Source organism: Parabacteroides sp. APC149_11_2_Y6, from assembly GCF_054506995.1.
This window is the reverse complement of record NZ_CP173709.1, coordinates 2,138,867-2,163,963: the sequence shown is the minus strand read 5'-3', so window position 1 is coordinate 2,163,963 and position 25,097 is coordinate 2,138,867. Positions and strand designations below refer to the sequence as shown.

Below are 25,097 nucleotides of genomic sequence, written 5' to 3'. Positions count from 1 at the left end.
AATAATGTATGGCTGAATACCCAATCAACAAGGGTATCGGCCGTCCGGTAGAGTTCAAGGGCTTGAAGGCACAGTACCTCTTCATCTTCTGCGGAGGTCTGCTGGCTCTCTTCGTCCTGTTCGTCATCCTCTACATGGTCGGTATCGACCAGTGGATATGTATCGGCTTCGGCGCGGCATCGTCCTCCCTCCTTGTATGGCAGACCTTCGCGCTGAACGCCCGGTACGGTGAACACGGGCTGATGAAATTAGGAGCGGCACGGAGCCATCCCCGATACCTTATCAACCGGCGGCGGATAACCCGTCTGTTCAAACGACAACGAAAGGAAGAAAGACAATGAGGAATACATCGAAAATGACAACACTGGAAAACAGGTTCCCACTTTTAGCGGTGGAGCATGGCTGCATCATCTCAAAGGACGCCGACATCACGGTGGCTTTCGAGGTGGAACTACCGGAACTTTACACCGTGACGGGTGCGGAGTACGAGGCGATACACAGTTGCTGGTGCAAGGCTATCAAGGTGCTGCCGGACTACTCCGTCGTCCACAAACAGGACTGGTTCATCAAGGAACGCTACAAACCGGAGCTTCAGAAGGACGACATGAGCTTTTTAAGCCGCTCTTTCGAGCGTCACTTCAACGAGCGTCCGTACCTGAAACACACCTGCTACCTCTACCTGACCAAGACAACAAAGGAGCGTAACCGGATGCAGAGCAATTTCAGCACGCTGTGCCGGGGACATATCATCCCGAAGGAGCTGGACAGGGAAACCACGACCAAGTTCTTGGAAGCCTGCGAACAGTTCGAGCGCATCATGAACGACAGCGGGCTTGTCAGGCTGCGCCGCCTCTCCACCGATGAGATTGTGGGTACTGAGGGAAAGACGGGACTTATTGAACGCTACTTCTCGCTCATGCCGGAAGGTGACACCACCTTGCAGGACATCGAGCTTTCGGCAAGGGAGATGCGCATCGGCGACAACCGCCTGTGTCTGCACACCCTCTCCGACGCGGAAGACCTGCCGGGCAAGGTGGCTACCGACACCCGTTACGAGAAGCTCTCCACCGACCGGAGTGACTGCCGACTGTCATTCGCCTCCCCGGTGGGGCTTCTGCTCTCCTGCAACCATATCTACAACCAGTATGTGCTGATAGACAACAGTGAGGAAACCTTGCAGAAGTTCGAGAAGTCCGCCCGTAACATGCAGTCGCTATCTCGCTATTCAAGGAGCAACAGCATCAACCGCGAGTGGATAGACCAATACCTGAACGAAGCCCATTCCTACGGACTGACCTCGGTACGGGCACACTTCAACGTCATGGCGTGGAGCGACGATGCGGAGGAACTGAAGCATATCAAGAACGACGTGGGCAGCCAGTTGGCAAGCATGGAATGCGTGCCGCGCCACAACACCATCGACTGCCCGACACTCTACTGGGCGGCGATACCCGGCAATGCGGCGGACTTCCCGGCGGAAGAGAGTTTCCACACCTTCATCGAACAGGCGGTGTGCCTGTTCACAGAGGAAACCAACTACCGCAGCTCGCTCTCGCCCTTCGGCATCAAGATGGTGGACAGGCTCACGGGAAAACCGCTGCACCTTGACATCTCCGACCTGCCCATGAAGCGAGGTATCACGACCAACCGCAACAAGTTCGTGCTGGGTCCTTCGGGCAGCGGCAAGTCTTTCTTCATGAACCACCTCGTGCGCCAATATTATGAGCAAGGCGCACATGTGGTATTGGTGGACACGGGAAACTCCTATCAGGGCTTGTGCGGCATGATCCGACGCAAGACAGGCGGAGCGGACGGTGTGTATTTCACCTACACGGAAGATAAGCCCATCAGCTTCAACCCGTTCTACACCGACGATTACATCTTCGACGTGGAGAAGAAGGACAGCATCAAGACCCTGTTGCTGACGCTCTGGAAGTCGGAGGACGACAAGGTGACAAAGACGGAGAGCGGCGAGCTGGGCAGTGCCGTGAGTGCCTATATTGAGCGCATCCAATCCGACCGTAGCATCGTGCCGTCGTTCAACACCTTCTACGAGTATATGCGTGACGACTACCGCAAGGAACTGGCACAGCGTGACATCAAGGTGGAGAAGTCCGACTTCAACATCGACAACATGCTCACCACCATGCGGCAGTATTACCGGGGCGGGCGTTACGATTTCCTGCTCAACTCCACGGAGAACATCGACCTGCTCGGCAAGCGGTTCATCGTCTTCGAGATAGATTCGATTAAAGAAAACCGCGAACTGTTCCCCGTCGTGACCATCATCATCATGGAAGCCTTCATCAACAAGATGCGGCGGCTGAAAGGCGTGCGGAAACAGCTTATCGTGGAAGAGGCTTGGAAGGCCCTCTCATCGGCGAACATGGCTGAATATCTGCGCTATATGTATAAGACGGTCAGAAAATATTACGGCGAGGCAATCGTGGTGACGCAGGAGGTGGACGACATTATCAGTTCTCCGGTGGTCAAAGAGAGCATTATCAACAACTCGGATTGTAAAATCCTGCTTGACCAAAGGAAATATATGAACAAGTTCGACCAGATACAGGCGTTGCTCGGACTGACGGAAAAGGAGAAGTCGCAGATACTCTCCATCAACATGGCGAACAACCCTTCACGGCTCTACAAGGAGGTGTGGATAGGCTTGGGCGGCACGCAGTCGGCGGTCTATGCCACGGAGGTCAGCGCGGAAGAGTATCTGGCGTACACCACCGAGGAAACGGAAAAAGTGGAGGTTTACCGTCTGGCGGAGAAGCTGGGCGACGACATCGAAGCCGCCATCCGGCAGCTTGCCGAAAGGCGGAGAAACAAGGAATAACTAAAAAACAGAATGTATCAACCAAAAAAGAAAAACGCGTATGAATTTACCAAAAGTGAAAATGCTGCAAGTCAGCAAGTGCCTTATCGGATTGGCGGTCATGATGCTGCAATCCTGCGACGTGGCCGACAACCGCCGCGACATGCTGTGCGGGAACTGGGAGAGCGTGGAGGGAAAACCTGACGTGCTTATCTACAAGGAGGGCGAAGCCTACAAAGTGACGGTGTTCCGTCGTAGCGGTCTGCGCCGCAAGCTCAAGCCGGAAACCTATCTCTTGCAGGAGGAGAACGGCAACCTGTTCATGAACACCGGCTTCCGCATCGACGTGTCCTACAACGAGGCCACGGATGTGCTGACTTTCTCGCCAAACGGGGACTATGTGCGGGTGAAGCCGCAGCCGGGACATCCGACCGAAGAATAACAACCACTAAAATCCAAAGTAACATGAGAACAAGAATAACAATGATTATCTGCCTGTGCCTGCTTTTCGCGGGCAGGGCAAGCGCACAGTGGGTCGTAAGCGATCCGGGCAATCTAGCGCAGGGCATCATCAATGCCTCCAAAAACATCATCCATACCTCCAAGACCGCCACGAACATGGTGAGCAACTTTCAGGAGACGGTGAAAATCTATCAGCAGGGCAAGAAGTATTACGATGCCCTCAAATCGGTGAACAATCTGGTCAAGGACGCCCGCAAGGTGCAGCAGACCATCCTGATGGTGGGCGACATCACAGACATCTATGTGAACAGTTTCCAACGGATGCTCCGTGACGGGAATTTCAGACCCGAAGAGCTTTCCGCAATCGCTTTCGGCTACACGAAACTGCTGGAGGAAAGCAACGAAGTGTTGACGGAACTCAGGAACGTGGTGAACATCACCACGCTCTCCATGACCGACAAGGAGCGCATGGACGTGGTGGAACGCTGCCACTCGAAGATGAAGCGTTACCGCAACCTCGTGAGCTACTACACGAACAAGAACATCTCCGTGAGTTACCTGCGTGCGAAAAAGAAGAACGACCTCGACCGCATCATGGGGCTGTACGGGAACATGAACGAAAGATACTGGTAGCCTATGAAGTTCGACAACCTTCATCAGATTTTACGTTCACTTTATGAGCAGATGATGCCGCTGTGTGGGGACATGGCTGGTGTGGCGAAAGGCATCGCCGGGCTGGGTGCGCTGTTCTACGTCGCCTACCGGGTATGGCAGTCGCTGGCGAGAGCTGAACCGATAGACGTATTCCCGATGCTCCGTCCTTTTGCCATCGGTCTGTGCATCATGTTCTTCCCGACTGTGGTGCTGGGCACGATAAACAGCATCCTCTCACCCGTCGTACAGGGCACGGCAAAGATGCTGGAGGCGGAAACGCTGGACATGAACCGATACCGGGAGCAGAAGGACAAACTGGAATACGAGGCGATGGTACGCAACCCCGAAACCGCCTACCTCGTGTCCAACGAGGAATTTGACAAGCAACTGGAGGAACTCGGCTGGTCGCCCTCCGACATGGTGACGATGGCGGGAATGTATATCGACCGGGGAATGTACAACATGAAGAAGAGCATCCGCGACTTCTTCCGCGAGATACTCGAACTGCTGTTCCAAGCCGCCGCCCTCGTGATAGACACCGTCCGCACCTTCTTTCTCGTGGTGCTGGCGATTCTCGGTCCGATAGCCTTCGCCCTGTCGGTATGGGACGGTTTCCAAAACACGCTCACGCAGTGGATATGCCGCTATATACAGGTCTATCTGTGGCTACCGGTATCGGACATGTTCAGCACCATACTGGCGAAGATACAGGTTCTGATGCTGCAAAACGACATCGAGCGGATGCAGGCAGACCCGAACTTCTCGCTGGATTCGAGCGACGGGGTGTATATCGTATTCCTCTGCATCGGCATCATCGGCTACTTTACCATTCCCACCGTTGCGGGCTGGATTATCCAAGCCGGAGGCATGGGCGGTTACGGTCGCAACGTGAACCAGATGGCGGGACGAGCCGGAAGCATGGCGGGCAGCGTGGCGGGTGCAGCCGCAGGAAACGCAGTCGGACGTGTCGGCAAATTGCTGAAATAATCAATGTGCAATCATAAATTGGAAAATATAAATGGAATTCAAATCACTTAGAAACATCGAATCGTCGTTCAGGCAGATACGCCTGTTCGGTATCGTCTTCCTCTCGCTGTGCGCCGTGGTGACGGTGTGGAGCGTGTGGAACTCCTACCGTTTCGCAGAGAAGCAACGGGAGAAAATCTATGTGCTGGACAACGGCAAGAGCCTGATGCTCGCCTTGTCTCAGGATTTGTCGCAGAACCGCCCGGCGGAGGCACGGGAACATGTGCGCCGTTTCCACGAGATGTTCTTCACGCTATCACCTGAAAAAAGCGCGATTGAACACAACGTGAAACGTGCCTTGCTGCTGGCGGACAAGAGCGTGTACCACTATTATTCGGACTTCGCGGAGAAGGGGTACTACAACCGCATCATCGCCGGGAACATCAACCAAGTGCTGAAGGTGGACAGCGTGGTGTGCGACTTCAACGCCTATCCCTACCGTGCCGTGACCTACGCCACACAGAAAATCATCCGGCAGAGCAACGTCACCGAGCGCAGCCTCGTGACCACCTGCCGCCTGCTGAACGCATCGCGGTCGGATGACAACCCGAACGGTTTTACCATCGAGGGTTTCACCATCATTGAGAACAAGGATTTACAGACTATCAAACGGTAACAGGACATGAAAAGTATCAGAAAATCAATGTGGGGCATGTATTGGAAACTCCACGACAAACGGAAACGCTTGGCGGCAAGTCTCAAAGGGTATCTGGACGGCTTGCCGCCGGAAACACGCCGCCGCATCGTGCTGGGGATGTTCGCCGCCTTCGCGGTGCTTGCCCTTTACACCTTCGGCAGAGCCGTCTATGACATCGGCAGGAACGACGGCTCACATATGGAAACGGGACACGCCGGACGGGTGGAACTGCCGACCCCGGCGGAAACAGGCAATCACTTAACACCTTATTTATATGGAACAGACAAAGAATGAACCGACGAAAGAGAACAAAGCTGCTCCCGAAACGGGGAAACCGAAAAAGGAGCGCGAACCGCTGACAGAGGCGCAACGGCTGAAACGGCAGAAGATGATCGTGCTGCCCGCTATGGTGTTGGTGTTCATCGGGGCGATGTGGCTGATATTCGCCCCGTCCTCCGGCAAGGAGCAACCGCCGGGAACGGACGGATACAACACCGAGATGCCCGACGCTGACAAGGCGAACCGGCAGATTATCGGCGACAAGCTGAAAGCCTACGAGCATGGGGAGATGGAAGAGCGTCAGGAGAGCCGCAACCGTGCCATCGGGCAGCTGGGCGACATGTTCGACCGCGAGATAGCGGGAACGGAGAACGGAGTGGACTTCGACCTCGCCAATCCGGGCGGCAAGGAAGAAAGGGCAAAGCCAGCCACGCCGCAGACCATCCAGTCCTCCGCAGCCGCCTACCGTGACCTGAACGCCACGCTCGGAAACTTCTACGACCAGCCGAAAAACGACAATGCGGAGATGGACGAATTGTTGGAGCGCATCGCATCGCTGGAGTCGGAACTGGAAAGCGAGAGGGGCAAGGCTTCCTCTATGGACGAGCAGGTGGCTCTTATGGAGAAGTCCTACGAGCTGGCGGCAAAGTACATGGGCGGTCAGAACGGAGGACAGCCATCGGCGGAACAGAGGGCAGAGCCAACTACCGTGCAGAAAGGGAAGAAGAACAAGGCAATGCCTATCAGACAGGTGGAGCATCAAGTAGTTTCTTCACTCTCACAGCCTATGAGTAACGCGGAGTTTGTCGCCGCCTTATCGCAGGAACGCAACCGGGGTTTCAACACGGCTGTCGGCACGGCGGAGGTATTGGACAGGAACACCATACCGGCGTGCGTGCATGGGGCGCAGAGCGTGACGGACGGGCAGACGGTAAGGCTGCGCCTGCTGGAGCCTATGGCGGTGGCAGGCAGGACAATACCCCGGGGTGCGGTGGTGGTCGGCACGGGCAAGATACAGGGTGAGCGGCTCGACATCGAGATTACCTCGCTGGAATACGACGGCACGATTATCCCCGTGGAGCTTGCGGTCTATGACACGGACGGACAGCCCGGCATCTTCATCCCGAACTCGATGGAGATGAACGCCGTCCGGGAGGTCGCCGCCAACATGGGCGGCTCGCTGGGAAGCAGCATCAACATCTCCACCAATGCCGGGGCGCAGCTCGCCTCCGACTTGGGCAAGGGGCTGATACAAGGCACGAGCCAGTACATCGCCAAAAAGATGCGAACCGTCAAGGTGCATCTGAAAGCCGGGTACAGGGTCATGCTTTACCAAGAAAAATATTGAAAACAATAAAAATTACCACTAAAATCCAAAAGTAATGAGAAAAGTAATCATCATGTTTGCCCTCGCTATGGGCATCATAACTGCCAACGCGCAGGAGAATGTAACCGTTGAAACGACCAACGGAAGTGAACAACCGACCTTGACGAAGGAGGTCTATCCGCAGAAGGAGGCGGACGGCGACCTATATCACGGGCTGTCACGCAAGCTGACCTTCGACCGCATGATACCGCCGCACGGTCTGGAAGTGACCTACGACAAGACCGTCCACGTCATTTTTCCGGCGGAGGTGCGCTATGTCGATTTAGGCTCGCCCGACCTGATTGCCGGGAAAGCCGACGGAGCGGAGAACATCATCCGTGTGAAGGCTACCGTAAGGAATTTTCCCAACGAAACGAATATGTCCGTCATCACGGAGGACGGCAGTTTCTACACCTTCAACGTGAAGTACGCCGCCGAACCGCTGTTGCTCAACGTGGAGATGTGCGACTTCATCCATGACGGCAGCACGGTGAACCGCCCGAACAACGCGCAGGAAATCTATCTGAAAGAGCTGGGCAGCGAAAGCCCGATGCTGGTGCGCCTTATCATGAAGTCCATCCACAAACAGAACAAGCGCGAGGTGAAGCATATCGGCTGCAAGCGTTTCGGCATCCAATACCTGTTGAAAGGCATCTACACGCACAACGGCTTGCTTTATTTCCACACGGAGATAAAGAACCAGAGCAACGTGCCTTTCGATGTGGACTACATCACTTGGAAAATCGTGGACAAGAAGGTTGCGAAGCGTACTGCCGTGCAGGAGCAGATTATTCTGCCGCTCCGCGCGCAGAACTACGCCACCCTCGTGCCGGGCAAAAAGAGCGAGCGCACGGTCTTCACGATGGCGAAGTTCACCATCCCCGATGACAAGTGCCTCGTGGTGGAATTGAACGAGAAGAACGGCGGCCGTCACCAGTCCTTCGTGATTGAGAACGAGGATTTGGTACGCGCGGGTACCATCAACGAACTTCAAGTACGCTGACCATGAGAAAGTACATCGCAATAATCATCGCGTCGCTTGCCCTTTTTACAGGGCAGGCGCACGCCCAGCGGTGTCTGCCGAAGATGCAGGGCATCGAGGTGAGGGCGGACATGGCGGACGGCTTCAATCTCGGCGGCAAGGACGGCGGGTACAGCTTCGGGGCGGCTCTCTCCACCTACACGAAGAAGGGGAACAAGTGGGTGTTCGGTGGCGAATACCTGTTGAAGAACAATCCCTACAAGGACACCAAGATACCCGTGGCGCAGTTCACGGCGGAGGGCGGCTATTACTTCAAGATACTGTCGGACGCCCGAAAGATTGTTTTCGTCTATGCCGGGGCTTCGGCTCTCGCCGGATATGAGGCGGTAAATTGGGGGAAGAAGGTGCTGCATGACGGCTCCACGCTGCACGACCGGGACGCCTTCATCTACGGCGGTGCGCTGACGCTCGATGTGGAGTGTTACGTGGCAGACCGTATCGCCCTGCTTGCCAACCTGCGGGAGCGTTGCCTTTGGGGTGGCGACACACGGAAGTTCCACACGCAGTTCGGGGTCGGTATCAAGTTCATCATCAACTGACACGGGCATGGAAAGGACGGAAATAGATGCTGTCAGAAGGATGCCGCTTGCGGATTTTCTCGCACGGCTGGGGCATGAGCCTGTCAGAAGGAGCGGTAACGAGCTGTGGTATCTTGCCCCGTACAGGGGCGAGCGCACATCCTCTTTCCGTGTGAACGTGGCGAAACAGCTCTGGTACGACTTCGGTTTGGGCAAGGGCGGCGACATCTTCACGCTTGCCGGGGAGTTTCTGCAAAGCGATGACTTCATGAAGCAAGCGAAGTTCATAGCGGAAGCCGCCAATATGACGGTTGCCGGATGGGAAAAGCCCGTCTATCTCTCGAAGCCGACCGAATCCGTTTTTGAGGATGTGGAGGTCGCTCCGCTGCTCCGCTCACTGCTGACGGAGTATTTAGAGGAACGGGGCATCCCTTACGCCATCGCATCCCGTCACTGCTGCCGCTTGAACTACGGTGTGCGTGGGAAACGGTATTTTGCCGTTGGCTTTCCGAACATGGCAGGTGGCTATGAAGTCAGAAGCCGATATTTCAAGGGTTGCATACCTCCGAAGTCTGTATCACTGGTAAAGGCGAATGACATCCCGGCTGACGAGTGCCTCGTGTTCGAGGGCTTCATGGACTTTCTCTCTGCCGTGACGCTTGGTGTAACCGGTAACGCTGACTGTCTTGTGCTGAACTCAGTCGCCAACGTGGAGAAGGCGGCGGGATTGCTGGACGGATACGGGCGCATCGGCTGCTTCCTCGACCGTGACGAAGCCGGACGGCGGACGCTTGCCGCACTTACCATGCGATACGGGGAACGTGTCACCGACCGTTCCTCCCTCTATGACGGTTGCAAGGACTTGAACGAGTACCTGCAACTGACAACGAAAAAACAGAAAAACAACCATCTAAAAATCGAAGAACAATGAACATACTGAACAACAGAAACAAGAGAACATCAATATTCAAGGCAGTGGCGTTATGCCTGATAGCCGCCATGTCATTCACCCTCGTGTCATGTGACGATGACATGGACATCCAGCAGTCCTATCCCTTCACGGTGGAGGTCATGCCCGTGCCGAACAAGGTAGTAAAGGGGCAGACAGTGGAAATCCGCTGTGAACTGAAAAAGGAGGGCGACTTTTCGGGTACGCTCTATACCATCCGCTATTTCCAGTTCGAGGGGGAAGGCTCGCTCAAAATGGATAACGGCATCACCTTCCTGCCTAACGACCGCTACCTGCTGGAGAACGAAAAATTCCGCCTGTACTACACGGCGGCGGGTGATGAGGCGCATAATTTCATCGTGGTGGTGGAGGATAACTTTAGCAACTCCTACGAACTGGAATTTGACTTCAACAACAGGAATGTAAAGGACGACGATCTTACCATCGTTCCCATCGGCAACTTCAGCCCCTTGTTGAAATGATGCGTGTATTCATGACAATGCTCTGTTCACTTCTGACGGTCTGTTCTGTGTCCGCGCAGATCAGCCGCCAAGAGGGAACGGACGGGCAGGCGGCAATCTACCGACTGCCGCTTATGGAACGTGCTTTTTTATGCTGCCGCTACTTTGAAGGCTGGCACTCAGAAAAACACTACCCATACGTCGGTTGGGGTCACAAACTTTTGCCAAACGAGAAGTATTCGGCACGAACCATGACAAAACGGGATGCGGATGAACTTTTGCGGAAAGACCTGCGCAAATTTGTCGCCATGTTCCGTAAATTCGGGGTTGATTCGATTTTGCTTGGCACGTTAGCTTACAATGTGGGACCGGCGAAGCTGTTAGGCAGCAAAACAATCCCCAAAAGCACCTTAATCAAGAAGCTGGAAGCTGGTGACAGGAACATCTACCGTGAGTATATAGCCTTCTGCAACTACAAAGGAAAACGCCACGCCATGCTGCTCAAACGGAGAAAGGCGGAGTTTGCGCTGTTGTATATCCCATAAAAGGACTGACAAAACTGGCAAAAGACGTGCCATATTTAACTTGGCACGTCTTTTGCTCTATCACTTGATAGATTATCGTAGGATTTTCTCGTTAATTGACATCGTTGAGCCATTTTTGCCTATCGGTTTCCAAATAACACTTCAAGTTGTAAGTGTTGTGAGAGCAATACAAAACATAGTTATTAACCATAAAAAGTATAGCGAAATTATGAAGAAAGTATTTAGGAAAATTCAGAAAGGAACAACAAAAATGATTGAACGTATCAAATCGTTGGGGGAAATGGAGACGAAGCAGAAATGTGTAGTTCAACGGTTCGAGATTATCATTCCCCTCCACCAAAAAATAACGACCCAATATATAGCCTCCGCAAGTTTTACTTGCGGATTTTTTAGTTATCGCAGATTGGACAAAGGTTTCTTTGCTACTTTCTTTGTCCGCCATCATGCTCACTGAAAGAAAGTAGGGCGGCTCTCGCCGCCCCGCCACTCAAAAGCGTGTGTAAAGTCCCGTCACCATCGTGAACATTTCCTCCAGCATATCAAAATAGATACCCTCGTGTACGGCAATGTCCTTTGTCTTGCACTCAAAGGTCTTTTTGCTGAACGTCCTGCGGTAGAAGCGCATATTGTAGAGGTCTGCCCCTTCGTCATAGATGATGTCAAGGCGGTTGGCACTTGTTTTGTTCCTTGCAAGGCTCATCCGTAAGCCGTTGCCCATATCTATGAAATCACGGCTACCTGTCATGGCGGTGAAGCGTTTTCCGCCTATCTGCTGTAATATCGTCTTGGCTATCATATCTTTTGTTTTTAGGGTTTTAAGTATTGGCGGTGCGGACACCGCCATCCCGTTCAAAATTCTCGCATTTCGGAAATGGGGGTCTGCCGTTGTAGCCACTCTTTCACACATTCCATATTGTACTCGCTCGTGATGACTGCCGTATGGCTGTCGGTGGCGGTGAAACGTGTGCTTTCGTAATCATCTATCCACCCCTTGAGGGTGTCCGTTCCCCACGCTCCGGTATCGTCAAAGATACCGTCCAATGCCGTGATAGGTTCGCTGAACTTGACTATCAGCGTTTGATAGGTCGTGTTCATAGTCTGTCCTCCTTTCCCTTCTTTGCGTTCAGCCACTTGTCCCGTGCGGCTCGGCACTCGTCCAACGTGGGTTTGACACAAGAGAACAATTCTCTGTCTATGGGGTGGCGGTAGTCGTACTGCACAAGTGTCCGCCTGCGTCTTCCGATACCCGATTGGAAACGCTCGTATTTCTCCGTACCTGCTTCCGCGCAGGTGCTTACTCCGTTGATGGTCATTCGTGTTGTCATAATGTTGCTTTTTAGATGGTTAAAAATGTACTGACAGAACTCTGTTCTTCATCACCATTTCGGGGTTGCTTGTGTAGCGTTGGTGCAGGTAGAAATGGTGTGAGCCGAAGCCGTAAAGGAAAAACTTGTCAAGTTCGTGCTTCTCGGCAAACTCCTTTACGCTCTTTCTCAATTCCCCCTCACTCGTTGTGAGAGTGAGGAGGTTCACAAATTCAAGGAACATCGTGGGGATTGCATCATCCCACACACAAATCATACTTTCAATTCTTACTTCCATATCAATGTTGTTTTAGGGGTTATGCTATGCCGCTTTCATCCGCTCACGGATAAGGTTGGCGTTCTTGTTCACAAGGTCTATGATGCGCTCGTGATATTCGGTGTCCTGGTTGTGCTTGCCGTGGCACTGCACCACTTCGAGGGTTCGCAAGTCCACCTCTACGGTTTCAATAATCTCATCGCCAATCCTTGCCGATAGTATGAGGGTGTCGGCTTTCTTGTAGTATCCACTGCCAAACACGCAGATGCCCTGCGTCTTGCCCTCGTTGTAATACTCGTCTATGCTTTCAAGCACCTTGACGATTATTTCCTCGTCCGTGATTACCAAGCCGAAGAATTTGGATTTGTTGGCGATGAAATCCTCCGCATCTTTCTTTCGTTGGAGTTGTCGCTGTTGCTCACGCTCACGCCTTTCAATCTCCCAACGGCGTTGCTCTGCGGCTCTTTCCTTCTCGTGTATGGCTTCAATTTTTCGGGTTGCGTTGTCGTGTGCCGCCATGAAATCTTCGGGACAGATGTTCTTCGGGTTACGGAGGTCTTGACCGAGTTTTTTGAGCATACGCAGATAGTCGCACCACATTGAGAGGTTGTCTATCTGATACTTGTGACGCTTGGCAATCAGATATGATGCCCAACATTCATCGGCAGTACGGGTATTGAAAAGAAAGTGTTTCATGACCTCAATCTCACCGCCTTTCATAAGGGTTTCAATTCTTGGGTCTGAAAGCAAGGCTTTGAAAAGACGCACGGGGGAGATGCCGTGGAAATCGCCCTTGAAGCCGTTACGTCTGAGTTGGGGCAATATCCTCATCTTTGGATATGCACAGCTTCTTGCCACCACATCATCGTATAGGCTGTTGTGCGGTCTTACCTCCATATCGCTGCCTAATGCCCACACATCGCAATAGCAGAAAAGGAAGCCACGGAGCAACGCCATGTCCGTAACCTTGCCGTCGGGTGAAATCCAACGCTGCACGACCTCGTGGCAGTAGAAACGCATCGGTTCGCCTTTCCTGCTCTCGCATCTGACCTGCGCCACGCGGATTACCTGATACCCTTTGCAGGTGGTTATCACGCTGAAATTCTGCGTTTCCTTGTAGATGCGTCTGCGTGTGTCCTGCACTTTGAGTTCGGCATGGCATTTGGGGCAGGTGCAGCCTTCAAGGGTGTCGCATAGTCCGCTGTCGCTGTGCCACTCGTGACCGCAGTCGGAACAGGTGATGTTCCCTTTCTTGGTGCGGTAGCCGATATGCTCAACGCAGTGGCGGTATGCCCAATCTATTTGTGTCGCTGATATGGGGCGAAGGTTGGCGGAAAGTCTTGCCACCTCTTTCTGTATCTTGGTCTTCGGTTTCATAAGCCTAAATCAAATAATGAGGGTTGGGGTTGGTTTTCTTTTCTCGCTGACGGTCTGTGGCGGTTCTGCAACTTGCGGAGTTCCTCCTCTTGGTATTTGCGGACAGCGTTCTGACGTGCCTCCGCCTTTTCCTCTGCCGTGAGTTTCACAACGTGGTTCACAACCACTTGGCAGTCCATCGGTTTGCCCACCTCTATCTCGTTTTCCTCATAGTAGTGGATGGCTTGCCCGAATATCTCTCCGTCCGTGAAACCGTTGCAACCGCTTTTCTGCACATAGTTCAGAATGTGGGTCACGCACTCGTCCATGTTCTTGGCAGGGTTGCGGTACTTCTTTGCAAATAGCGCATCTTCCTCCGCACGCTGTTCCAAGTACATATATATCGTTCTCTTGAAATGGTCTGTTCCTTTCATATCGCTGTCATTTTTAGATTATCTGTTTCAGTATCTCTCTCCAATAGGTCGGCTCTACCTCGCTGAGAAGGAAGTCCATGAAATCCCTCCGTGCGTCCTTGTTCAGTTCGTGGTACAATCTTCGGAAAGTTTCAAAATTGCCGTTGATGTACGTTTCCACCATATACACGAAGATGTTGTCCACCTCGTAATATCTGCACTGCTGCGCTGCCGTCTTGCTGTTTCTTTTTGCCATGTCGGTAAGGGTTAAAGGGTGAATAACCAAAGGATGAAGCCAAAGAAGGCAATGGTGGAAAGGATAGCCACGATTACACCTATCGCCACTCGGAACACTCCGTTTACAATCTCTCTGATGATGCCCCAAAGGATGCCGAACACCCCGAAGGCGGTGCGCATCATCAAGCCGCATATCGCCAACCCGATGTGTTGCGCCATTTGTCTGAAATTTGCCGTTGCCGTCATATCTTCGCTGTTTTTGATTTTTTTGTTTTTAATGCGGATTCAAGAGCTGAGGGAGTTGAGTTTCAAACTATCTTATCTGCCTCTCGTTTATCCGACATTTTTTTTATGCGTCTTTCTGTCGCATCGGTCGTTTTCGTTTCGGGTGCTTGAAAAGGTAGGGATTAGGGAATGCAAGGTTTTTCGGTCAAAATACTACCCGCAGGGCTGGAGATTTTTACCGAAAACAGGAGGCTTGACCTTGCTTTCCCGTCCAATCCCGGAATTACCTTTGCGCCCAGAACGAAAATGACTGACTGATGCGGCTTACTGAAAGGCGCAAAATGGAGGTAAACGAAAACAGAGGCAGATTGTGTAGAAAAAAACTTCAGGGGAAAATCCGTAAAAAAAAGAATCACCAAAAGGAAAAAGACATCACCGGAAGCGTGAAAAGGGCAAACCACAACAAAGGAAGTATGATTGTTTCCGATCCGACGGAACTTGTTCAGCCGGGTGGCAACAATCATTCTTCCCGGTTTGTCCGGCTGTGTGTGGGCGCCTGTTTCATTCATGGGGCAGGCTGACACACTCTGCATTCACTTTCCGCTTCCGGCAAAAGAGACAGCGAAAAAAGAAAAATCATTTGAAAACCCGTAAAAGCACCTCTTGGCATAGGCGCAAAAGAAAGGGGCATTGCTTCATCTGTCTAAACATCGTTTAGGCGTGAGGCAATGCCCTTTTCTCCAGCTATGCGGTAGTCGGCACACGTTTGTTCCAAACTCGTTTTGGGCAATGGTGTGCCGACGGACAATACCGCTTTTACGGAAAATTCTTATGAATGAGGGGATAAAAAACGGGAGTTTATATCAAAATCTCGAATTAAATAGCTACTTTTGCATACGAAGAGTTCTTTGAAGGTTACGCAACGCGCAGAAGGATAATGCAGTAGATAACTAACTAAATCGTAACCTATTACTATCAAGAGCAATTAACCTACGCTCATTTCCAATAAATTACACTCTTTTCGTAACTTCTTGGGGCAAACTTACGGAAAAACGCTGTAATATGCGAATGAAATCGGAAGAATAACGCAACTCAAATTGAATATTAAGCAAGCATACGCCTCAGACACGTATCGCCTTTATCGAACAGGCTATCTGCGGTACGGAGAACTTAGGGTTGGTAATCATTGACGGCATCCGATACAAAAGAATGTGCTATCAAAGCCAATATGTGACAGAAATCCATCTTATTTCAATGAATACTGTAAGCACCATCAACTAATAGTGCATGACCATCTACGAAGCTCGCTTGCGGACTACACAGCCAAAGTACGGCATTGGCGATTTCTTCGGGCTTGCCAAGCCGTCCTGCAGGAATGTCACGCACCAACTCTTGCTCCAAAGAAGGATTACGTTGCATCAAATCTTCTGCCATAGGAGTGCGGATAACGCCCGGACATACAGCATTAATGCGAATGTTCTTTGCAGCATAGTCAATAGCAGCGGTGCGTGTCAGTCCGATAACGGCATGTTTGCAGGCAATATAAGCTGCTTGCCCGGGAAATCCCGTAACGCCACCCTGCGATGAAGTATTAACGATAGCTCCACCACCTTGTTTGAGCATTTGTTGAATTTCATAACGCATGCAGTTCCATACGCCTTTCAAATCAACAGCCACCGTGCGGTCAAATTCGTCATCGGTAATTTCAGCCATAGGGCGTTGAGGTGTCTGTATGCCAGCATTGTTAAGAGCAGCATCCAATCGTCCATAAGTTACTACAATCCAATCCATCATTACTTTTATGGATTCCGTGTCTGATACGTCACACTGATACGAAATGGCTTTGTACCCTTCAGCAACTAATTTTTCTGCTTGTTCTTTCGGCTCACGAATATCAGCCAATACGGTTATATATCCTGCTTTTGCAAAGGCTTCAGCACAAGCAAGTCCTATACCCATAGCAGAACCTGTTACCAGTGCCACTTTCTCTTCCATTGTTTTTGTTGTCATCATAATTATCTGATTTATTTAATCTGTTTGATGATGCAAAGGTAGAGGGAATATGGTACAGGCACTTTGCTCTATGGTTCAATTTGCTTTGTTCAGAAGTCCATGAATGGATAAGTCCCACAATCTATAGTGTAAGACTTATGAATTAAATACTATATATCCTGTGTTGGCGGTACGCCATACGCCTGTTTGTAAATCTTCGAAAAATGAGACAGGTTCTTGAAGCCCACGTCAAAGCAGATTTCTGAAACTTTGCGTCCACCTTTGCGTATCAGTTCGTGTGCCGCATCAAGACGACGCTGTATCAGCCATTGCCGTGGTGAAAGGGTGCTGCACTTCTTGAAATCACGTTTGAAAGTGGAGAGGCTGCGTCCTGTGTAATTTGCAATCTCGTCCATCGAAATGTCGTTTGCGTAATTCCTCTCCATAAAATCCAGTATGTCAATCTTCCATGGATCGGTAAAATCAAAAATAGAAGCATATAGATTTTTGTCGGTGTTGAGTAATACGTAAATGCCCTCTGTCATTTTCAGTTGCAGTAATTCATCCGTAGGCTGAATATTGGAATCGAAATAAGGTGTCATAGATTCAAACAAACTTACAATATCAGGACGGTTGGACGGTAACTTACAAAGACTTATTTTATCTCGCTTAGCATCTGTGGGTATTGTGTTTCGGTCTAGCCCATTGTAGAAATTACGCAAGAACTTCATGGTAAACATCAAGAAAATAGCCTTGAACTGTTCCCCGTTCCATGCCTGTTTTGTCATCTGCACACTGAAATCTTTGCGAATGAAAGCACAGTCTCCTTTATGCAATCGGGTAATCTTACCCCTTTCGTCTATTACCATTTCGCCAGAATACATATATACCAATACATGCGAATGATTTCGATGCAGACAACTCATTCCACCATCGAAATACATCGCCAAGAATAAATCAGAATAGCGTAGGGTATTGATTCCGTCCGTCATTTTTTTCTATTTTAATTGGTTACAAACATAATTCGATTACAAAGGTAGACGTTTTTAATGATTTCTCCCACATAGTTAATCCCATGCATTCCTTCTCTACATTAGCACGCTCTACAATAAGTTCGGCAGCCGTACGACTTTACAGAAAAAATACGTAATCTTATTTGCTTTTACTCCCGATATTTTGTATATTTAGTCGGTAATAAATTTGTTTTCGAGGCGGTCGAAAATATTCACGAGGCGGTCATTTATATTTTTGGCGCCCTCGAAAATATAAACGACCATCTCGTGAACAGATTTGTACGGGTACTTTTTGAAAAAACTACAGCAGGAAAATAAATAACAAACCTATTAAAAATAAAAACATGAACAGAGTAAAATTTGCTATCTACGAAACACCCGCGAATAAAATCCAAGGGGAACAACCTTGTGCCCGCCTTGTTTCAAACGGCACCAAGCGCATGGACAATGTTTGTACCTATATTAATGAGTGCTGTTCCGTCACTTCATCGGACATCAAAGGTGTTCTGGATGCATTATCCAAATACATCGGCTTTCAGTTGTCCAACGGATACAGTGTCGAGCTGGAAGGATTGGGGCACTTCTCCCCTTCCCTGAAAACGACAAAGAAAGAAGTGAAAGAAGATGGCAAGACTTTGTTCAATGTCTGTGTGGATGGTGTCAATTTTCGTTGCAGCCCGGAGTTGAAAGAGATGGTTACGGATTGCAGGCCTCAAAAGGTAAAACGGGAAAATAACGAGAAAACCAGCCGTAAAGACCGGAAAATGCAGATGCTGTTGTTCCTGAAAAATCACCAGGTTATCAATATTTCGGATTATGCGGCACTTAACCGGTGTACTTATTATACGGCCAACAATGATATAAAGAAGTTTGAAGAAGAGGGATGCCTGGAAAGTGACGGGTACAGAACCCACCGGATCTACCAGCTTACCGCTGCGGGAAAAGAAGAAATGGATAAAATACCAACACCTTCCGAACCGCTCCCCGACCCTCTCCGGATGACAGGAAAACTGAAACTGTAATAAAAATCCGGCAGAATAGGGATCTGTAGAGAAATTATTATTTTCACCTTGAATAAGACACTTTTATATATCTATCATGAAAAATAACTGATATGAAACAAACAAATACAATTTTAGCAACCATTCTGTTGATGGTATTGGCAGGGTGTACGGGAAACAAACAATCAGACGATGATTTAATCACCATCGACGTTTCGAAAAGCTACCCTAAAAAAGAACTGGTTCTTCAGGACTTTATGGATGTGGAATATATTGCGTTGGAAACCACTGACGAGTTTCTTACACAGGGTTTGGTACAAGATGTAGGAAAAAAATACTTATTGGTAAAAAACAGGAATAATGATGGGGATATTTTTATTTTTGACAGAAAAACCGGTAAAGGATTACGGAAGATAAACCGGCAAGGACAAGGAGCGGAAGAATATACAAGGATTAATGAGATTATTCTTGATGAAAGCAATGGTGAAATATTCGTAAAGTCGCTGGAAAATAAAATTTTAGTGTACGATCTTTACGGAAAATTCAAAAGGTGTTTGAATCTTGGTCAGGAAGTTTCATCCATTTATGATTATGACAAATATAATTTGATTTGCTATGATATGTCAGATTATCATAGTAAAGGAGAGAATAGAAGCAAATCATACCATGTTCTTATATCAAAACAGGATGGAAGTATCGCCCGGGAAATCTTTATTCCTTTTAAAACGATCAACACACCGATTGTGACCGATGGAGATAACTTTGTAGCAAATTATTCTTACCAAATACGCTTAAGCCACGGCAAATGGACACTTATGGATACATCAGCTGATACATTATATAACTATGCACCGGATGGTACATTAAGCCCCTTCATTGTAAGAATACCCTCCGTACATACCATGGAGCCTGAAGTTTTTCTTTATATGGGTATTTATACCGACCGTTATTATTTTATGCAAACCGTTAAAAATGTATTTAACTTTGAAAAGGGTAACGGATTCTATACGAATGAACTGATGTACGACAAAAAAGAAAAAGCCATATTTCAAGTTTCCGTATATAATGATGACTATGCAGAAAAAAGAACGGTTGCTATGACAGCGAAATCTATTAATCGCGAAATCGAAAACGCCACTGATTTAAATGCATCCCGGCTTGTGGAAGTTTACAAGAAAGGTCAACTGAAAGATGGCAAATTAAAAGAAATCGCCTCGAGGCTGGATGAAGAAGACAATCCAGTGATTATGTTGGTAAAGCAAAAGAAATAATGGTTTAAAACAAAAAAGGCTATCCATCACGGACAGCCAATCTTCATTGTTAACCTTAAATCTAATACCATGAAAAACACAGTGCAAATATATGTATTTTATGTTATGCAGCATGTATTTCTATTTGGAAATCTCATCACATTAACCATGTTTAACAAAATCATGCTGTAAAACATATAAAATAAAAAGCGTATGCAGTCTTTACACTCAGACCACATACGCTTTTATTATTACTTAATGTACCTCTTTTGTCTATTACTTATTGAAGCGTTCTTTCAGTTTGGCAAGCATGTCTTTGGTCATGGAATCCAGGTCATATTCCGGTTTCCAACCCCATTCTTCACGGGCACAAGTATCATCCAGCGAATTAGGCCATGATTCGGCAATAGCCTGACGCAACGGATCTACGTCGTATTCCATCTGAAATTCCGGCATATATTTCTTAATGTTGTTGAAGATGATTTCCGGATCAAAACTCATAGAAGCAATGTTGAATGAGTTGCGGTGTACGAATTTAGTAGAATCAGCTTCCATAATTTCGATAGCAGCACGCAAACCGTCCGGCATATACATCATATCCATGAATGTTCCGGCTTTAATCGGACATACGAATTTTTCACCTTTAGCAGCAGAATAATAGATGTCTACAGCATAGTCTGTAGTTCCACCGCCCGGAGGTGTTACATAAGAGATAAGACCGGGGAAACGAACGGAACGCGTATCGACACCGAAACGGATGTTGTAATAGTCGCTCAATAATTCACCGGAAACTTTTGTTACACCGTACATAGTACGTGGATTGCGAATCGTATCCTGCGGAGTTTTATCTTTTGGAGTGTTGTTCCCGAACACACCGATTGAACTCGGAGTAAATACGGCGCAGTGCATTTCGCGTGCCACTTCCAATACATTAAACAAACCGCCCATGCCGATTTTCCATGCTAACTGTGGTTTTGCTTCTGCTACGGCAGAAAGTAAGGCAGCAAGGTTATAGATAGTGTCTACCTTATATTTAGACACTGTCTCAGCAATCTGTTGCTCGTTTGTGATATCTACGATTGCAGAAGGTCCGGACTCTAACAGTTCTCCTTTTGGTTCTGCACCCGGAATGTAACCTGCAACAATGTTACCTCCATAAATATCTCTCAACTTCATGGTTAACTCTGATCCAATCTGACCGGTAGCACCAATTACTAAAACATTCTTCATTGCGTTTTTCTGTTCTTATAAGTTTTTTCAGCGGCAAAGGTATAGAGAAATAAAATAGTTTCAATATGATTTTCTTGTGTTTTTTCAACAATATATTCAAAAAAAATATGACCTTTGCCTTACTTGTTGACAGCTGATAGTTCGATATTGGCAACTAATTAGCCATAGAAACTTTCAGATTGTCATTTTTAACCACAAAACGGAAAATTATATTATTAACTTAATTAAAAATACTAACAAAAAACAAAGTTATGTACGGTAAACTAAAAGATTTCCTTACACAGGAACTGGCAAATATTAAAGCAGCCGGTTTGTACAAAAACGAACGTATTATCACAACTCCTCAAAGAGCAGACATTAAGGTTCAACCGGCAAGCGAAGTTTTAAACTTCTGTGCCAACAATTATTTGGGTTTGTCTGACAACCAGCAACTGATTAAAGCTGCAAAGGAAGCGATGGACACACACGGATACGGTATGTCGTCCGTTCGTTTCATCTGCGGAACACAAGATTTGCATAAAAAACTGGAAGCTGCAATCTCCGATTATTTTAAAACGGAAGATACTATTTTATATGCAGCTTGTTTTGATGCAAACGGCGGTTTGTTCGAACCTCTGTTTGGCGAAGAAGATGCGATCATCTCCGATGCTTTAAACCACGCTTCTATTATCGACGGTGTACGTCTTTGTAAAGCAAAACGTTATCGTTATGCAAATGCAGACATGGCGGATTTGGAACGTTGCTTGAAGGAAGCTCAGGCTCAACGCCATCGTATCATCGCAACAGACGGTGTATTCTCTATGGACGGTAATGTCGCTCCGATGGATAAAATCTGTGAACTGGCTGAAAAGTATGATGCGCTGGTTATGGTTGACGAATCTCACTCTGCCGGTGTGGTTGGTCCGACAGGTCATGGTGTGGCAGAACAGTTCAATTGCTACGGACGTGTAGATATCTTTACCGGAACATTAGGTAAAGCATTCGGTGGTGCGATGGGTGGCTTTACAACCGGTAAGAAAGAAATTATCGACATGTTGCGCCAGCGTTCCCGTCCTTATTTGTTCTCCAACTCCGTAGCTCCTGCTATCGTAGGTGCCAGCCTTGAAATGTTCAGGATGTTGAAGGAAAGCGATGCTTTGCATACTAAACTGATGGGTAATGTTTCTTATTTCCGTGACAAGATGTTGGCTGCCGGTTTTGATATCAAACCGACCCAGTCCGCTATCTGTGCCGTTATGTTGTATGACGCTAAATTGTCACAGGATTTTGCTGCCCGTATGCAGGAAGAAGGCATCTATGTAACCGGCTTCTACTATCCGGTAGTTCCGAAAGAACAGGCTCGTATCCGTGTTCAGTTATCAGCCGGACACGAAAGAGAACATCTGGATAAAGCAATTGCTGCATTTATCAAAGTGGGAAAAGAATTAAATGTAATCGAATAATTATTCTTCCATATATAAAAAAACAGGATAGACTTTATTGCCTATCCTGTTTTTTTATTTCTTACTTAATATAAGCGACCGGTAACCAAACTATACGAGGTTGTATTGTAAAGAAAATTCCGCTTTATCTCCGGTATTCCATTCGCAGGTGATTTCTGCATCCCAATTGACTGCTTGAACGGGAATAGATTTTTCCGTTTATTTTGAGAGCCGTTTTTTCTTTAAATCAAAATGACATAAATCATTCGGATTTTCAGAAAAAAGTTGTCTGGCTTTTCAGAGCATAGCTGCTGATATAACAAATATTTATAAATAATACATTATATATCAAAAAAAACATAGGCATTAATTGCTTTTATTTAGAAATCTATTTTATAACTAAATACTATTAAAATAGTTAAATATTGTTTCCTTATATAATAGGGTAAGTATTAATAAAATAAAAACATATATGGCTTTAGTATATGTAAATCAAAATGGACAGTGTCTATTTTATTCTTTTGATGATTTCATCGGTTAAAATTTAAAATCATAATAAAATTAAATTAAGAGTCAAAACTCAAAATATAGCATTAATTTTGTACCTAAAAATTTATGAGCACAATATTGTTTCTTATGATTTACATAGATGACTAAAAATAACCACATTCCAATAAACATGTTTACTGCATATTCAGGGAGATTATTACTTTAAAACTTATTATACTAACTTTGATTTATGAAAAACAATCTTATATTTAAATTGATTGTATTATACTCGTTTAATGCAATTGTTGCCGGATATTCAAACTATATTTGTTCTACAATTGATACATTAACTATAGGGAAATGGTGTGGAGAAGAAGCTTTAGCTACTGTTGGTGTATCGTCTACTGTTTTTATGTTAACTATTTTATTTGTGTCTGTGATAACCAATGCAGGCTCTACCATACTATCATTGGATTATGGTAAATCGGATTTTAATTCATTAAATATTCATTTCAATAGTTATATCAGACTTGGTTTTATTTATTCGCTAGTATTAACTTTTATTGCATATCCTTTTTCTGGCTATATAGCAAAAGCACTTACAACTTACGATGTTGAGATTTTTATGATGTGCCAAAATTATATTAAAGGTGTCATCATTTGTTTTGTACCCTATGTAATGCTTCACTTACTTATTACTTTTACTCGTATAGATGGCTCTATTTCCTTAGGTATTATAGCAATACTGTTTATGACAATTTCAAAATTCTTATTGAATTATTTATTATTAGGAGTTATGGGACATGGGCTATGGGCAGCATCATCATCTTCTGCAATCAGTTATACAATTGGTGCGCTTTTTTGTTTACTCCATTTCAGAAAACCTTTGACTGTCAGGAATTTGAAATTCAACCTGATAGGATCTTTACATCCAAGACAATTATCTCAGGTTTTAAAAGTAGGAATGCCTTCTGTCGGTGAATATATAGCTACAGCTTTAAAATTAATTGTAATCAATACCATTTTATTAGAATTTGCAGGTATTGTATATGTAGCTATTTGGACTGTCATTTATACAATATCCCGTTTGACTATTTGTCTTATAAAAGGTGTGGGGGCAGCTTCAATTCCTTTTTTTGGTTTGTTTTATGCGCAGAATGATATGTATAATTTGAGAAAAACTTATTTTTCGACATTCAAAATTATGCTTTTTGTTAATATAGCAGTTAATATATTCATATTTATAAAGGCAGATTGGGTCTGTTCTATTTTTAATATTTTACATGAAGTGGATGCAAATCCGATATTAGCTGTCAGAATATTCACTGTCAGCATGTTGTTTACGCAAATTACAATATTTTTCAGATATTACTATCAAAGCATTATTAAAACAAATTATTCCGTTTATTTTGTTGTTGCTCCTACATTTCTGGTATTTATTCCATTAACCTTGTTTTTATATTATTTATTAGGAATAAATGGAGTATGGTATTCTTTTATTGCTTCAGAAGTTATTACAATTATTATTTTTGGAATATACATAGGAGTAAAAACAGGAAATTATCCTCATAGGTTAAAGGATTTTATACTTTTACCTGAAAATAAATATTCTTTTTTTGAGTTTAATGACTCTATCAATAATAAAAAAGAAGAATTTAATACTCTAATCACTGATATCCACAAATTTTGTGAATTGTATGGTGTAAAAGAGCTACCGAGGAATATTATAAATAAATTCATAAATGAGGTGTATAAAATATCTATAAACAATGACAACAGTAATAACATTATAGATGTTAAACTTCGAATTATTAATGATAGTATTACTTTGTCTATTATGGATAATTGTAAAAAATATAATCCAACCCAATATATAGGTATACTAAAAGAAAAAATAAGTAATGTCTGTCCAATAGATATACATTATAAAAATATCATGGGAATAAATAATATGCATCTTACAATCTTACATTTTGAAGAGACAAGAAATAACTAAACGGATGAAATACCTGAAACACCTGACCTTTATCAGGCAGGTGTTTCAATTACCTGGTGTATTTATAATTGTATAGGAATAAGTGGGGGATTCTGTTTGTAACAGATATTTTATACCTTTGTGGGATTAAAAT

Annotated in this window: 30 protein-coding genes; 18 read left to right on the top strand and 12 right to left on the bottom strand. The window is 46.5% G+C overall.

Going from position 1 to position 25,097, the window contains the following annotated elements:
- The first annotated feature begins 8 nt into the window (after window positions 1-8).
- The 14 genes from ACGE0T_RS08810 (at window position 9) to ACGE0T_RS08745 (ending at window position 11,214) form a co-directional block, all read left to right on the top strand.
- Window positions 9-341 (top strand): DUF4133 domain-containing protein, encoded by a 333-nt coding sequence (locus ACGE0T_RS08810; RefSeq protein WP_004291514.1) that lies wholly within the window; start codon window positions 9-11, stop codon window positions 339-341.
- Window positions 338-2,842 (top strand): TraG family conjugative transposon ATPase, encoded by a 2,505-nt coding sequence (locus tag ACGE0T_RS08805; RefSeq protein ID WP_004291515.1) that lies wholly within the window; start codon window positions 338-340, stop codon window positions 2,840-2,842. Before ACGE0T_RS08810 ends, ACGE0T_RS08805 begins: the two co-directional genes overlap by 4 nt.
- Before the next feature lie 40 nt (window positions 2,843-2,882).
- Window positions 2,883-3,263, top strand: coding sequence for a DUF3876 domain-containing protein (locus ACGE0T_RS08800; protein ID WP_004291516.1), 381 nt, complete (start codon window positions 2,883-2,885; stop codon window positions 3,261-3,263).
- A 23-nt stretch (window positions 3,264-3,286) separates the two neighbouring features.
- Window positions 3,287-3,916, top strand: coding sequence for a DUF4141 domain-containing protein (locus ACGE0T_RS08795; protein ID WP_004304283.1), 630 nt, complete (start codon window positions 3,287-3,289; stop codon window positions 3,914-3,916).
- A gap of 3 nt (window positions 3,917-3,919) precedes the next feature.
- Window positions 3,920-4,924: a conjugative transposon protein TraJ gene (gene traJ, locus ACGE0T_RS08790; protein ID WP_004291518.1), complete on the top strand. Its 1,005-nt coding sequence runs from the start codon at window positions 3,920-3,922 to the stop codon at window positions 4,922-4,924.
- A gap of 31 nt (window positions 4,925-4,955) precedes the next feature.
- Window positions 4,956-5,579 (top strand): conjugative transposon protein TraK, encoded by a 624-nt coding sequence (traK, locus tag ACGE0T_RS08785; RefSeq protein ID WP_004291519.1) that lies wholly within the window; start codon window positions 4,956-4,958, stop codon window positions 5,577-5,579.
- 27 nt (window positions 5,580-5,606) lie between these two features.
- Window positions 5,607-5,894 (top strand): TraL conjugative transposon family protein, encoded by a 288-nt coding sequence (locus ACGE0T_RS08780; protein WP_018697145.1) that lies wholly within the window; start codon window positions 5,607-5,609, stop codon window positions 5,892-5,894.
- A complete protein-coding gene (gene traM / locus ACGE0T_RS08775) occupies window positions 5,875-7,227 on the top strand; it encodes a conjugative transposon protein TraM (protein ID WP_004291521.1) in 1,353 nt (450 codons plus the stop codon). The genes ACGE0T_RS08780 and traM overlap by 20 nt, the downstream gene beginning before the upstream one ends.
- A 34-nt stretch (window positions 7,228-7,261) precedes the next feature.
- Complete coding sequence (gene traN / locus ACGE0T_RS08770) at window positions 7,262-8,248, top strand: conjugative transposon protein TraN (RefSeq protein ID WP_004291522.1); 987 nt, start codon at window positions 7,262-7,264, stop codon at window positions 8,246-8,248.
- A gap of 2 nt (window positions 8,249-8,250) precedes the next feature.
- Window positions 8,251-8,826 carry a conjugal transfer protein TraO gene (locus ACGE0T_RS08765; protein ID WP_004291523.1) on the top strand — a complete coding sequence of 192 codons (576 nt, stop codon included), beginning with the start codon at window positions 8,251-8,253 and terminating at the stop codon, window positions 8,824-8,826.
- Between the two features lie 7 nt (window positions 8,827-8,833).
- On the top strand, window positions 8,834-9,736 hold the full coding sequence (locus ACGE0T_RS08760) for a toprim domain-containing protein (RefSeq protein WP_004291524.1): 903 nt from the start codon (window positions 8,834-8,836) through the stop codon (window positions 9,734-9,736).
- Window positions 9,733-10,236, top strand: coding sequence for a DUF3872 domain-containing protein (locus ACGE0T_RS08755; RefSeq protein ID WP_004291525.1), 504 nt, complete (start codon window positions 9,733-9,735; stop codon window positions 10,234-10,236). Before ACGE0T_RS08760 ends, ACGE0T_RS08755 begins: the two co-directional genes overlap by 4 nt.
- Window positions 10,233-10,760 carry a glycoside hydrolase family protein gene (locus tag ACGE0T_RS08750; RefSeq protein WP_004291526.1) on the top strand — a complete coding sequence of 176 codons (528 nt, stop codon included), beginning with the start codon at window positions 10,233-10,235 and terminating at the stop codon, window positions 10,758-10,760. The genes ACGE0T_RS08755 and ACGE0T_RS08750 overlap by 4 nt, the downstream gene beginning before the upstream one ends.
- Window positions 10,761-10,824: 64 nt before the next feature.
- Window positions 10,825-11,214 carry a hypothetical protein gene (locus ACGE0T_RS08745; protein WP_004291527.1) on the top strand — a complete coding sequence of 130 codons (390 nt, stop codon included), beginning with the start codon at window positions 10,825-10,827 and terminating at the stop codon, window positions 11,212-11,214.
- A 33-nt stretch (window positions 11,215-11,247) separates the two neighbouring features.
- Here the strand turns inward: ACGE0T_RS08745 and ACGE0T_RS08740 are convergent, their stop codons facing one another.
- From ACGE0T_RS08740 to ACGE0T_RS08690, 11 genes are all read right to left on the bottom strand, one after another.
- Entirely contained in the window at window positions 11,248-11,556 is a 309-nt protein-coding gene (locus tag ACGE0T_RS08740; RefSeq protein WP_004304290.1) for a hypothetical protein, read from the bottom strand.
- 53 nt (window positions 11,557-11,609) lie between these two features.
- Window positions 11,610-11,855, bottom strand: coding sequence for a DUF6956 domain-containing protein (locus ACGE0T_RS08735; RefSeq protein ID WP_004291529.1), 246 nt, complete (start codon window positions 11,853-11,855; stop codon window positions 11,610-11,612).
- Window positions 11,852-12,085 carry a DUF3873 domain-containing protein gene (locus ACGE0T_RS08730; protein WP_004304291.1) on the bottom strand — a complete coding sequence of 78 codons (234 nt, stop codon included), beginning with the start codon at window positions 12,083-12,085 and terminating at the stop codon, window positions 11,852-11,854. Before ACGE0T_RS08730 ends, ACGE0T_RS08735 begins: the two co-directional genes overlap by 4 nt.
- 19 nt (window positions 12,086-12,104) lie before the next feature.
- Window positions 12,105-12,362: a hypothetical protein gene (locus ACGE0T_RS08725; RefSeq protein WP_004291531.1), complete on the bottom strand. Its 258-nt coding sequence runs from the start codon at window positions 12,360-12,362 to the stop codon at window positions 12,105-12,107.
- 24 nt (window positions 12,363-12,386) lie between these two features.
- On the bottom strand, window positions 12,387-13,718 hold the full coding sequence (locus ACGE0T_RS08720; protein ID WP_004291532.1) for a PcfJ domain-containing protein: 1,332 nt from the start codon (window positions 13,716-13,718) through the stop codon (window positions 12,387-12,389).
- A complete protein-coding gene (locus ACGE0T_RS08715) occupies window positions 13,715-14,131 on the bottom strand; it encodes a PcfK-like family protein (RefSeq protein ID WP_004291533.1) in 417 nt (138 codons plus the stop codon). The genes ACGE0T_RS08720 and ACGE0T_RS08715 overlap by 4 nt, the downstream gene beginning before the upstream one ends.
- Window positions 14,132-14,144: 13 nt before the next feature.
- Window positions 14,145-14,366 carry a hypothetical protein gene (locus ACGE0T_RS08710; protein WP_004291534.1) on the bottom strand — a complete coding sequence of 74 codons (222 nt, stop codon included), beginning with the start codon at window positions 14,364-14,366 and terminating at the stop codon, window positions 14,145-14,147.
- 11 nt (window positions 14,367-14,377) lie between these two features.
- On the bottom strand, window positions 14,378-14,593 hold the full coding sequence (locus ACGE0T_RS08705) for a hypothetical protein (RefSeq protein WP_004291535.1): 216 nt from the start codon (window positions 14,591-14,593) through the stop codon (window positions 14,378-14,380).
- A gap of 161 nt (window positions 14,594-14,754) precedes the next feature.
- Window positions 14,755-15,141, bottom strand: a complete 387-nt coding sequence (locus ACGE0T_RS08700) for a hypothetical protein (RefSeq protein WP_009126113.1) — start codon at window positions 15,139-15,141, stop codon at window positions 14,755-14,757.
- A 682-nt stretch (window positions 15,142-15,823) separates the two neighbouring features.
- Window positions 15,824-16,585 carry a glucose 1-dehydrogenase gene (locus ACGE0T_RS08695; RefSeq protein WP_459190122.1) on the bottom strand — a complete coding sequence of 254 codons (762 nt, stop codon included), beginning with the start codon at window positions 16,583-16,585 and terminating at the stop codon, window positions 15,824-15,826.
- Window positions 16,586-16,734: 149 nt separating this feature from the next.
- On the bottom strand, window positions 16,735-17,556 hold the full coding sequence (locus ACGE0T_RS08690; RefSeq protein WP_459190121.1) for a helix-turn-helix domain-containing protein: 822 nt from the start codon (window positions 17,554-17,556) through the stop codon (window positions 16,735-16,737).
- Between the two features lie 365 nt (window positions 17,557-17,921).
- On the opposite strand from ACGE0T_RS08690, the gene ACGE0T_RS08685 reads away from it, so the two are divergent.
- Together ACGE0T_RS08685 and ACGE0T_RS08680 are read left to right on the top strand one after the other, a co-directional pair.
- A complete protein-coding gene (locus tag ACGE0T_RS08685; protein ID WP_459190120.1) occupies window positions 17,922-18,599 on the top strand; it encodes an HU family DNA-binding protein in 678 nt (225 codons plus the stop codon).
- A gap of 92 nt (window positions 18,600-18,691) precedes the next feature.
- Window positions 18,692-19,849 carry a 6-bladed beta-propeller gene (locus ACGE0T_RS08680; RefSeq protein ID WP_459190119.1) on the top strand — a complete coding sequence of 386 codons (1,158 nt, stop codon included), beginning with the start codon at window positions 18,692-18,694 and terminating at the stop codon, window positions 19,847-19,849.
- Between the two features lie 255 nt (window positions 19,850-20,104).
- On the opposite strand, the gene ACGE0T_RS08675 is transcribed toward ACGE0T_RS08680, so the two are convergent.
- On the bottom strand, window positions 20,105-21,058 hold the full coding sequence (locus tag ACGE0T_RS08675) for an NAD-dependent epimerase/dehydratase family protein (RefSeq protein WP_459190118.1): 954 nt from the start codon (window positions 21,056-21,058) through the stop codon (window positions 20,105-20,107).
- A 251-nt stretch (window positions 21,059-21,309) separates the two neighbouring features.
- Between ACGE0T_RS08675 and kbl the strand changes: the two genes are divergently transcribed.
- Together kbl and ACGE0T_RS08665 are read left to right on the top strand one after the other, a co-directional pair.
- The gene (kbl, locus tag ACGE0T_RS08670; RefSeq protein WP_459190117.1) at window positions 21,310-22,500 is read left to right on the top strand and encodes a glycine C-acetyltransferase; all 1,191 of its coding nucleotides are present in this window, start codon (window positions 21,310-21,312) and stop codon (window positions 22,498-22,500) included.
- A gap of 718 nt (window positions 22,501-23,218) precedes the next feature.
- Window positions 23,219-24,964 (top strand): MATE family efflux transporter, encoded by a 1,746-nt coding sequence (locus ACGE0T_RS08665; protein ID WP_459190116.1) that lies wholly within the window; start codon window positions 23,219-23,221, stop codon window positions 24,962-24,964.
- Window positions 24,965-25,097 lie beyond the last annotated feature (133 nt).

Excerpts from the sequence above, each read along its gene's own strand:
- traJ (WP_004291518.1), top strand. The coding sequence starts at position 3,920 with ATGAAGTTCGACAACCTTCATCAGATTTTACGTTCACTTTATGAGCAG.
- ACGE0T_RS08725 (WP_004291531.1), bottom strand. The coding sequence starts at position 12,362 with ATGGAAGTAAGAATTGAAAGTATGATTTGTGTGTGGGATGATGCAATC.
- ACGE0T_RS08680 (WP_459190119.1), top strand. The coding sequence starts at position 18,692 with ATGAAACAAACAAATACAATTTTAGCAACCATTCTGTTGATGGTATTG.
- ACGE0T_RS08675 (WP_459190118.1), bottom strand. The coding sequence starts at position 21,058 with ATGAAGAATGTTTTAGTAATTGGTGCTACCGGTCAGATTGGATCAGAG.
- ACGE0T_RS08685 (WP_459190120.1), top strand. The coding sequence starts at position 17,922 with ATGAACAGAGTAAAATTTGCTATCTACGAAACACCCGCGAATAAAATC.
- ACGE0T_RS08700 (WP_009126113.1), bottom strand. The coding sequence starts at position 15,141 with ATGAATGAAACAGGCGCCCACACACAGCCGGACAAACCGGGAAGAATG.
- traN (WP_004291522.1), top strand. The coding sequence starts at position 7,262 with ATGAGAAAAGTAATCATCATGTTTGCCCTCGCTATGGGCATCATAACT.
- ACGE0T_RS08755 (WP_004291525.1), top strand. The coding sequence starts at position 9,733 with ATGAACATACTGAACAACAGAAACAAGAGAACATCAATATTCAAGGCA.
- traM (WP_004291521.1), top strand. The coding sequence starts at position 5,875 with ATGGAACAGACAAAGAATGAACCGACGAAAGAGAACAAAGCTGCTCCC.
- traK (WP_004291519.1), top strand. The coding sequence starts at position 4,956 with ATGGAATTCAAATCACTTAGAAACATCGAATCGTCGTTCAGGCAGATA.
- ACGE0T_RS08760 (WP_004291524.1), top strand. The coding sequence starts at position 8,834 with ATGGAAAGGACGGAAATAGATGCTGTCAGAAGGATGCCGCTTGCGGAT.
- ACGE0T_RS08795 (WP_004304283.1), top strand. The coding sequence starts at position 3,287 with ATGAGAACAAGAATAACAATGATTATCTGCCTGTGCCTGCTTTTCGCG.
- ACGE0T_RS08705 (WP_004291535.1), bottom strand. The coding sequence starts at position 14,593 with ATGACGGCAACGGCAAATTTCAGACAAATGGCGCAACACATCGGGTTG.
- ACGE0T_RS08780 (WP_018697145.1), top strand. The coding sequence starts at position 5,607 with ATGTGGGGCATGTATTGGAAACTCCACGACAAACGGAAACGCTTGGCG.
- ACGE0T_RS08765 (WP_004291523.1), top strand. The coding sequence starts at position 8,251 with ATGAGAAAGTACATCGCAATAATCATCGCGTCGCTTGCCCTTTTTACA.
- ACGE0T_RS08735 (WP_004291529.1), bottom strand. The coding sequence starts at position 11,855 with ATGAACACGACCTATCAAACGCTGATAGTCAAGTTCAGCGAACCTATC.
- ACGE0T_RS08810 (WP_004291514.1), top strand. The coding sequence starts at position 9 with ATGGCTGAATACCCAATCAACAAGGGTATCGGCCGTCCGGTAGAGTTC.
- kbl (WP_459190117.1), top strand. The coding sequence starts at position 21,310 with ATGTACGGTAAACTAAAAGATTTCCTTACACAGGAACTGGCAAATATT.
- ACGE0T_RS08710 (WP_004291534.1), bottom strand. The coding sequence starts at position 14,366 with ATGGCAAAAAGAAACAGCAAGACGGCAGCGCAGCAGTGCAGATATTAC.
- ACGE0T_RS08805 (WP_004291515.1), top strand. The coding sequence starts at position 338 with ATGAGGAATACATCGAAAATGACAACACTGGAAAACAGGTTCCCACTT.
- ACGE0T_RS08690 (WP_459190121.1), bottom strand. The coding sequence starts at position 17,556 with ATGACGGACGGAATCAATACCCTACGCTATTCTGATTTATTCTTGGCG.
- ACGE0T_RS08800 (WP_004291516.1), top strand. The coding sequence starts at position 2,883 with ATGAATTTACCAAAAGTGAAAATGCTGCAAGTCAGCAAGTGCCTTATC.
- ACGE0T_RS08750 (WP_004291526.1), top strand. The coding sequence starts at position 10,233 with ATGATGCGTGTATTCATGACAATGCTCTGTTCACTTCTGACGGTCTGT.
- ACGE0T_RS08665 (WP_459190116.1), top strand. The coding sequence starts at position 23,219 with ATGAAAAACAATCTTATATTTAAATTGATTGTATTATACTCGTTTAAT.
- ACGE0T_RS08715 (WP_004291533.1), bottom strand. The coding sequence starts at position 14,131 with ATGAAAGGAACAGACCATTTCAAGAGAACGATATATATGTACTTGGAA.
- ACGE0T_RS08730 (WP_004304291.1), bottom strand. The coding sequence starts at position 12,085 with ATGACAACACGAATGACCATCAACGGAGTAAGCACCTGCGCGGAAGCA.
- ACGE0T_RS08695 (WP_459190122.1), bottom strand. The coding sequence starts at position 16,585 with ATGATGACAACAAAAACAATGGAAGAGAAAGTGGCACTGGTAACAGGT.
- ACGE0T_RS08740 (WP_004304290.1), bottom strand. The coding sequence starts at position 11,556 with ATGATAGCCAAGACGATATTACAGCAGATAGGCGGAAAACGCTTCACC.
- ACGE0T_RS08720 (WP_004291532.1), bottom strand. The coding sequence starts at position 13,718 with ATGAAACCGAAGACCAAGATACAGAAAGAGGTGGCAAGACTTTCCGCC.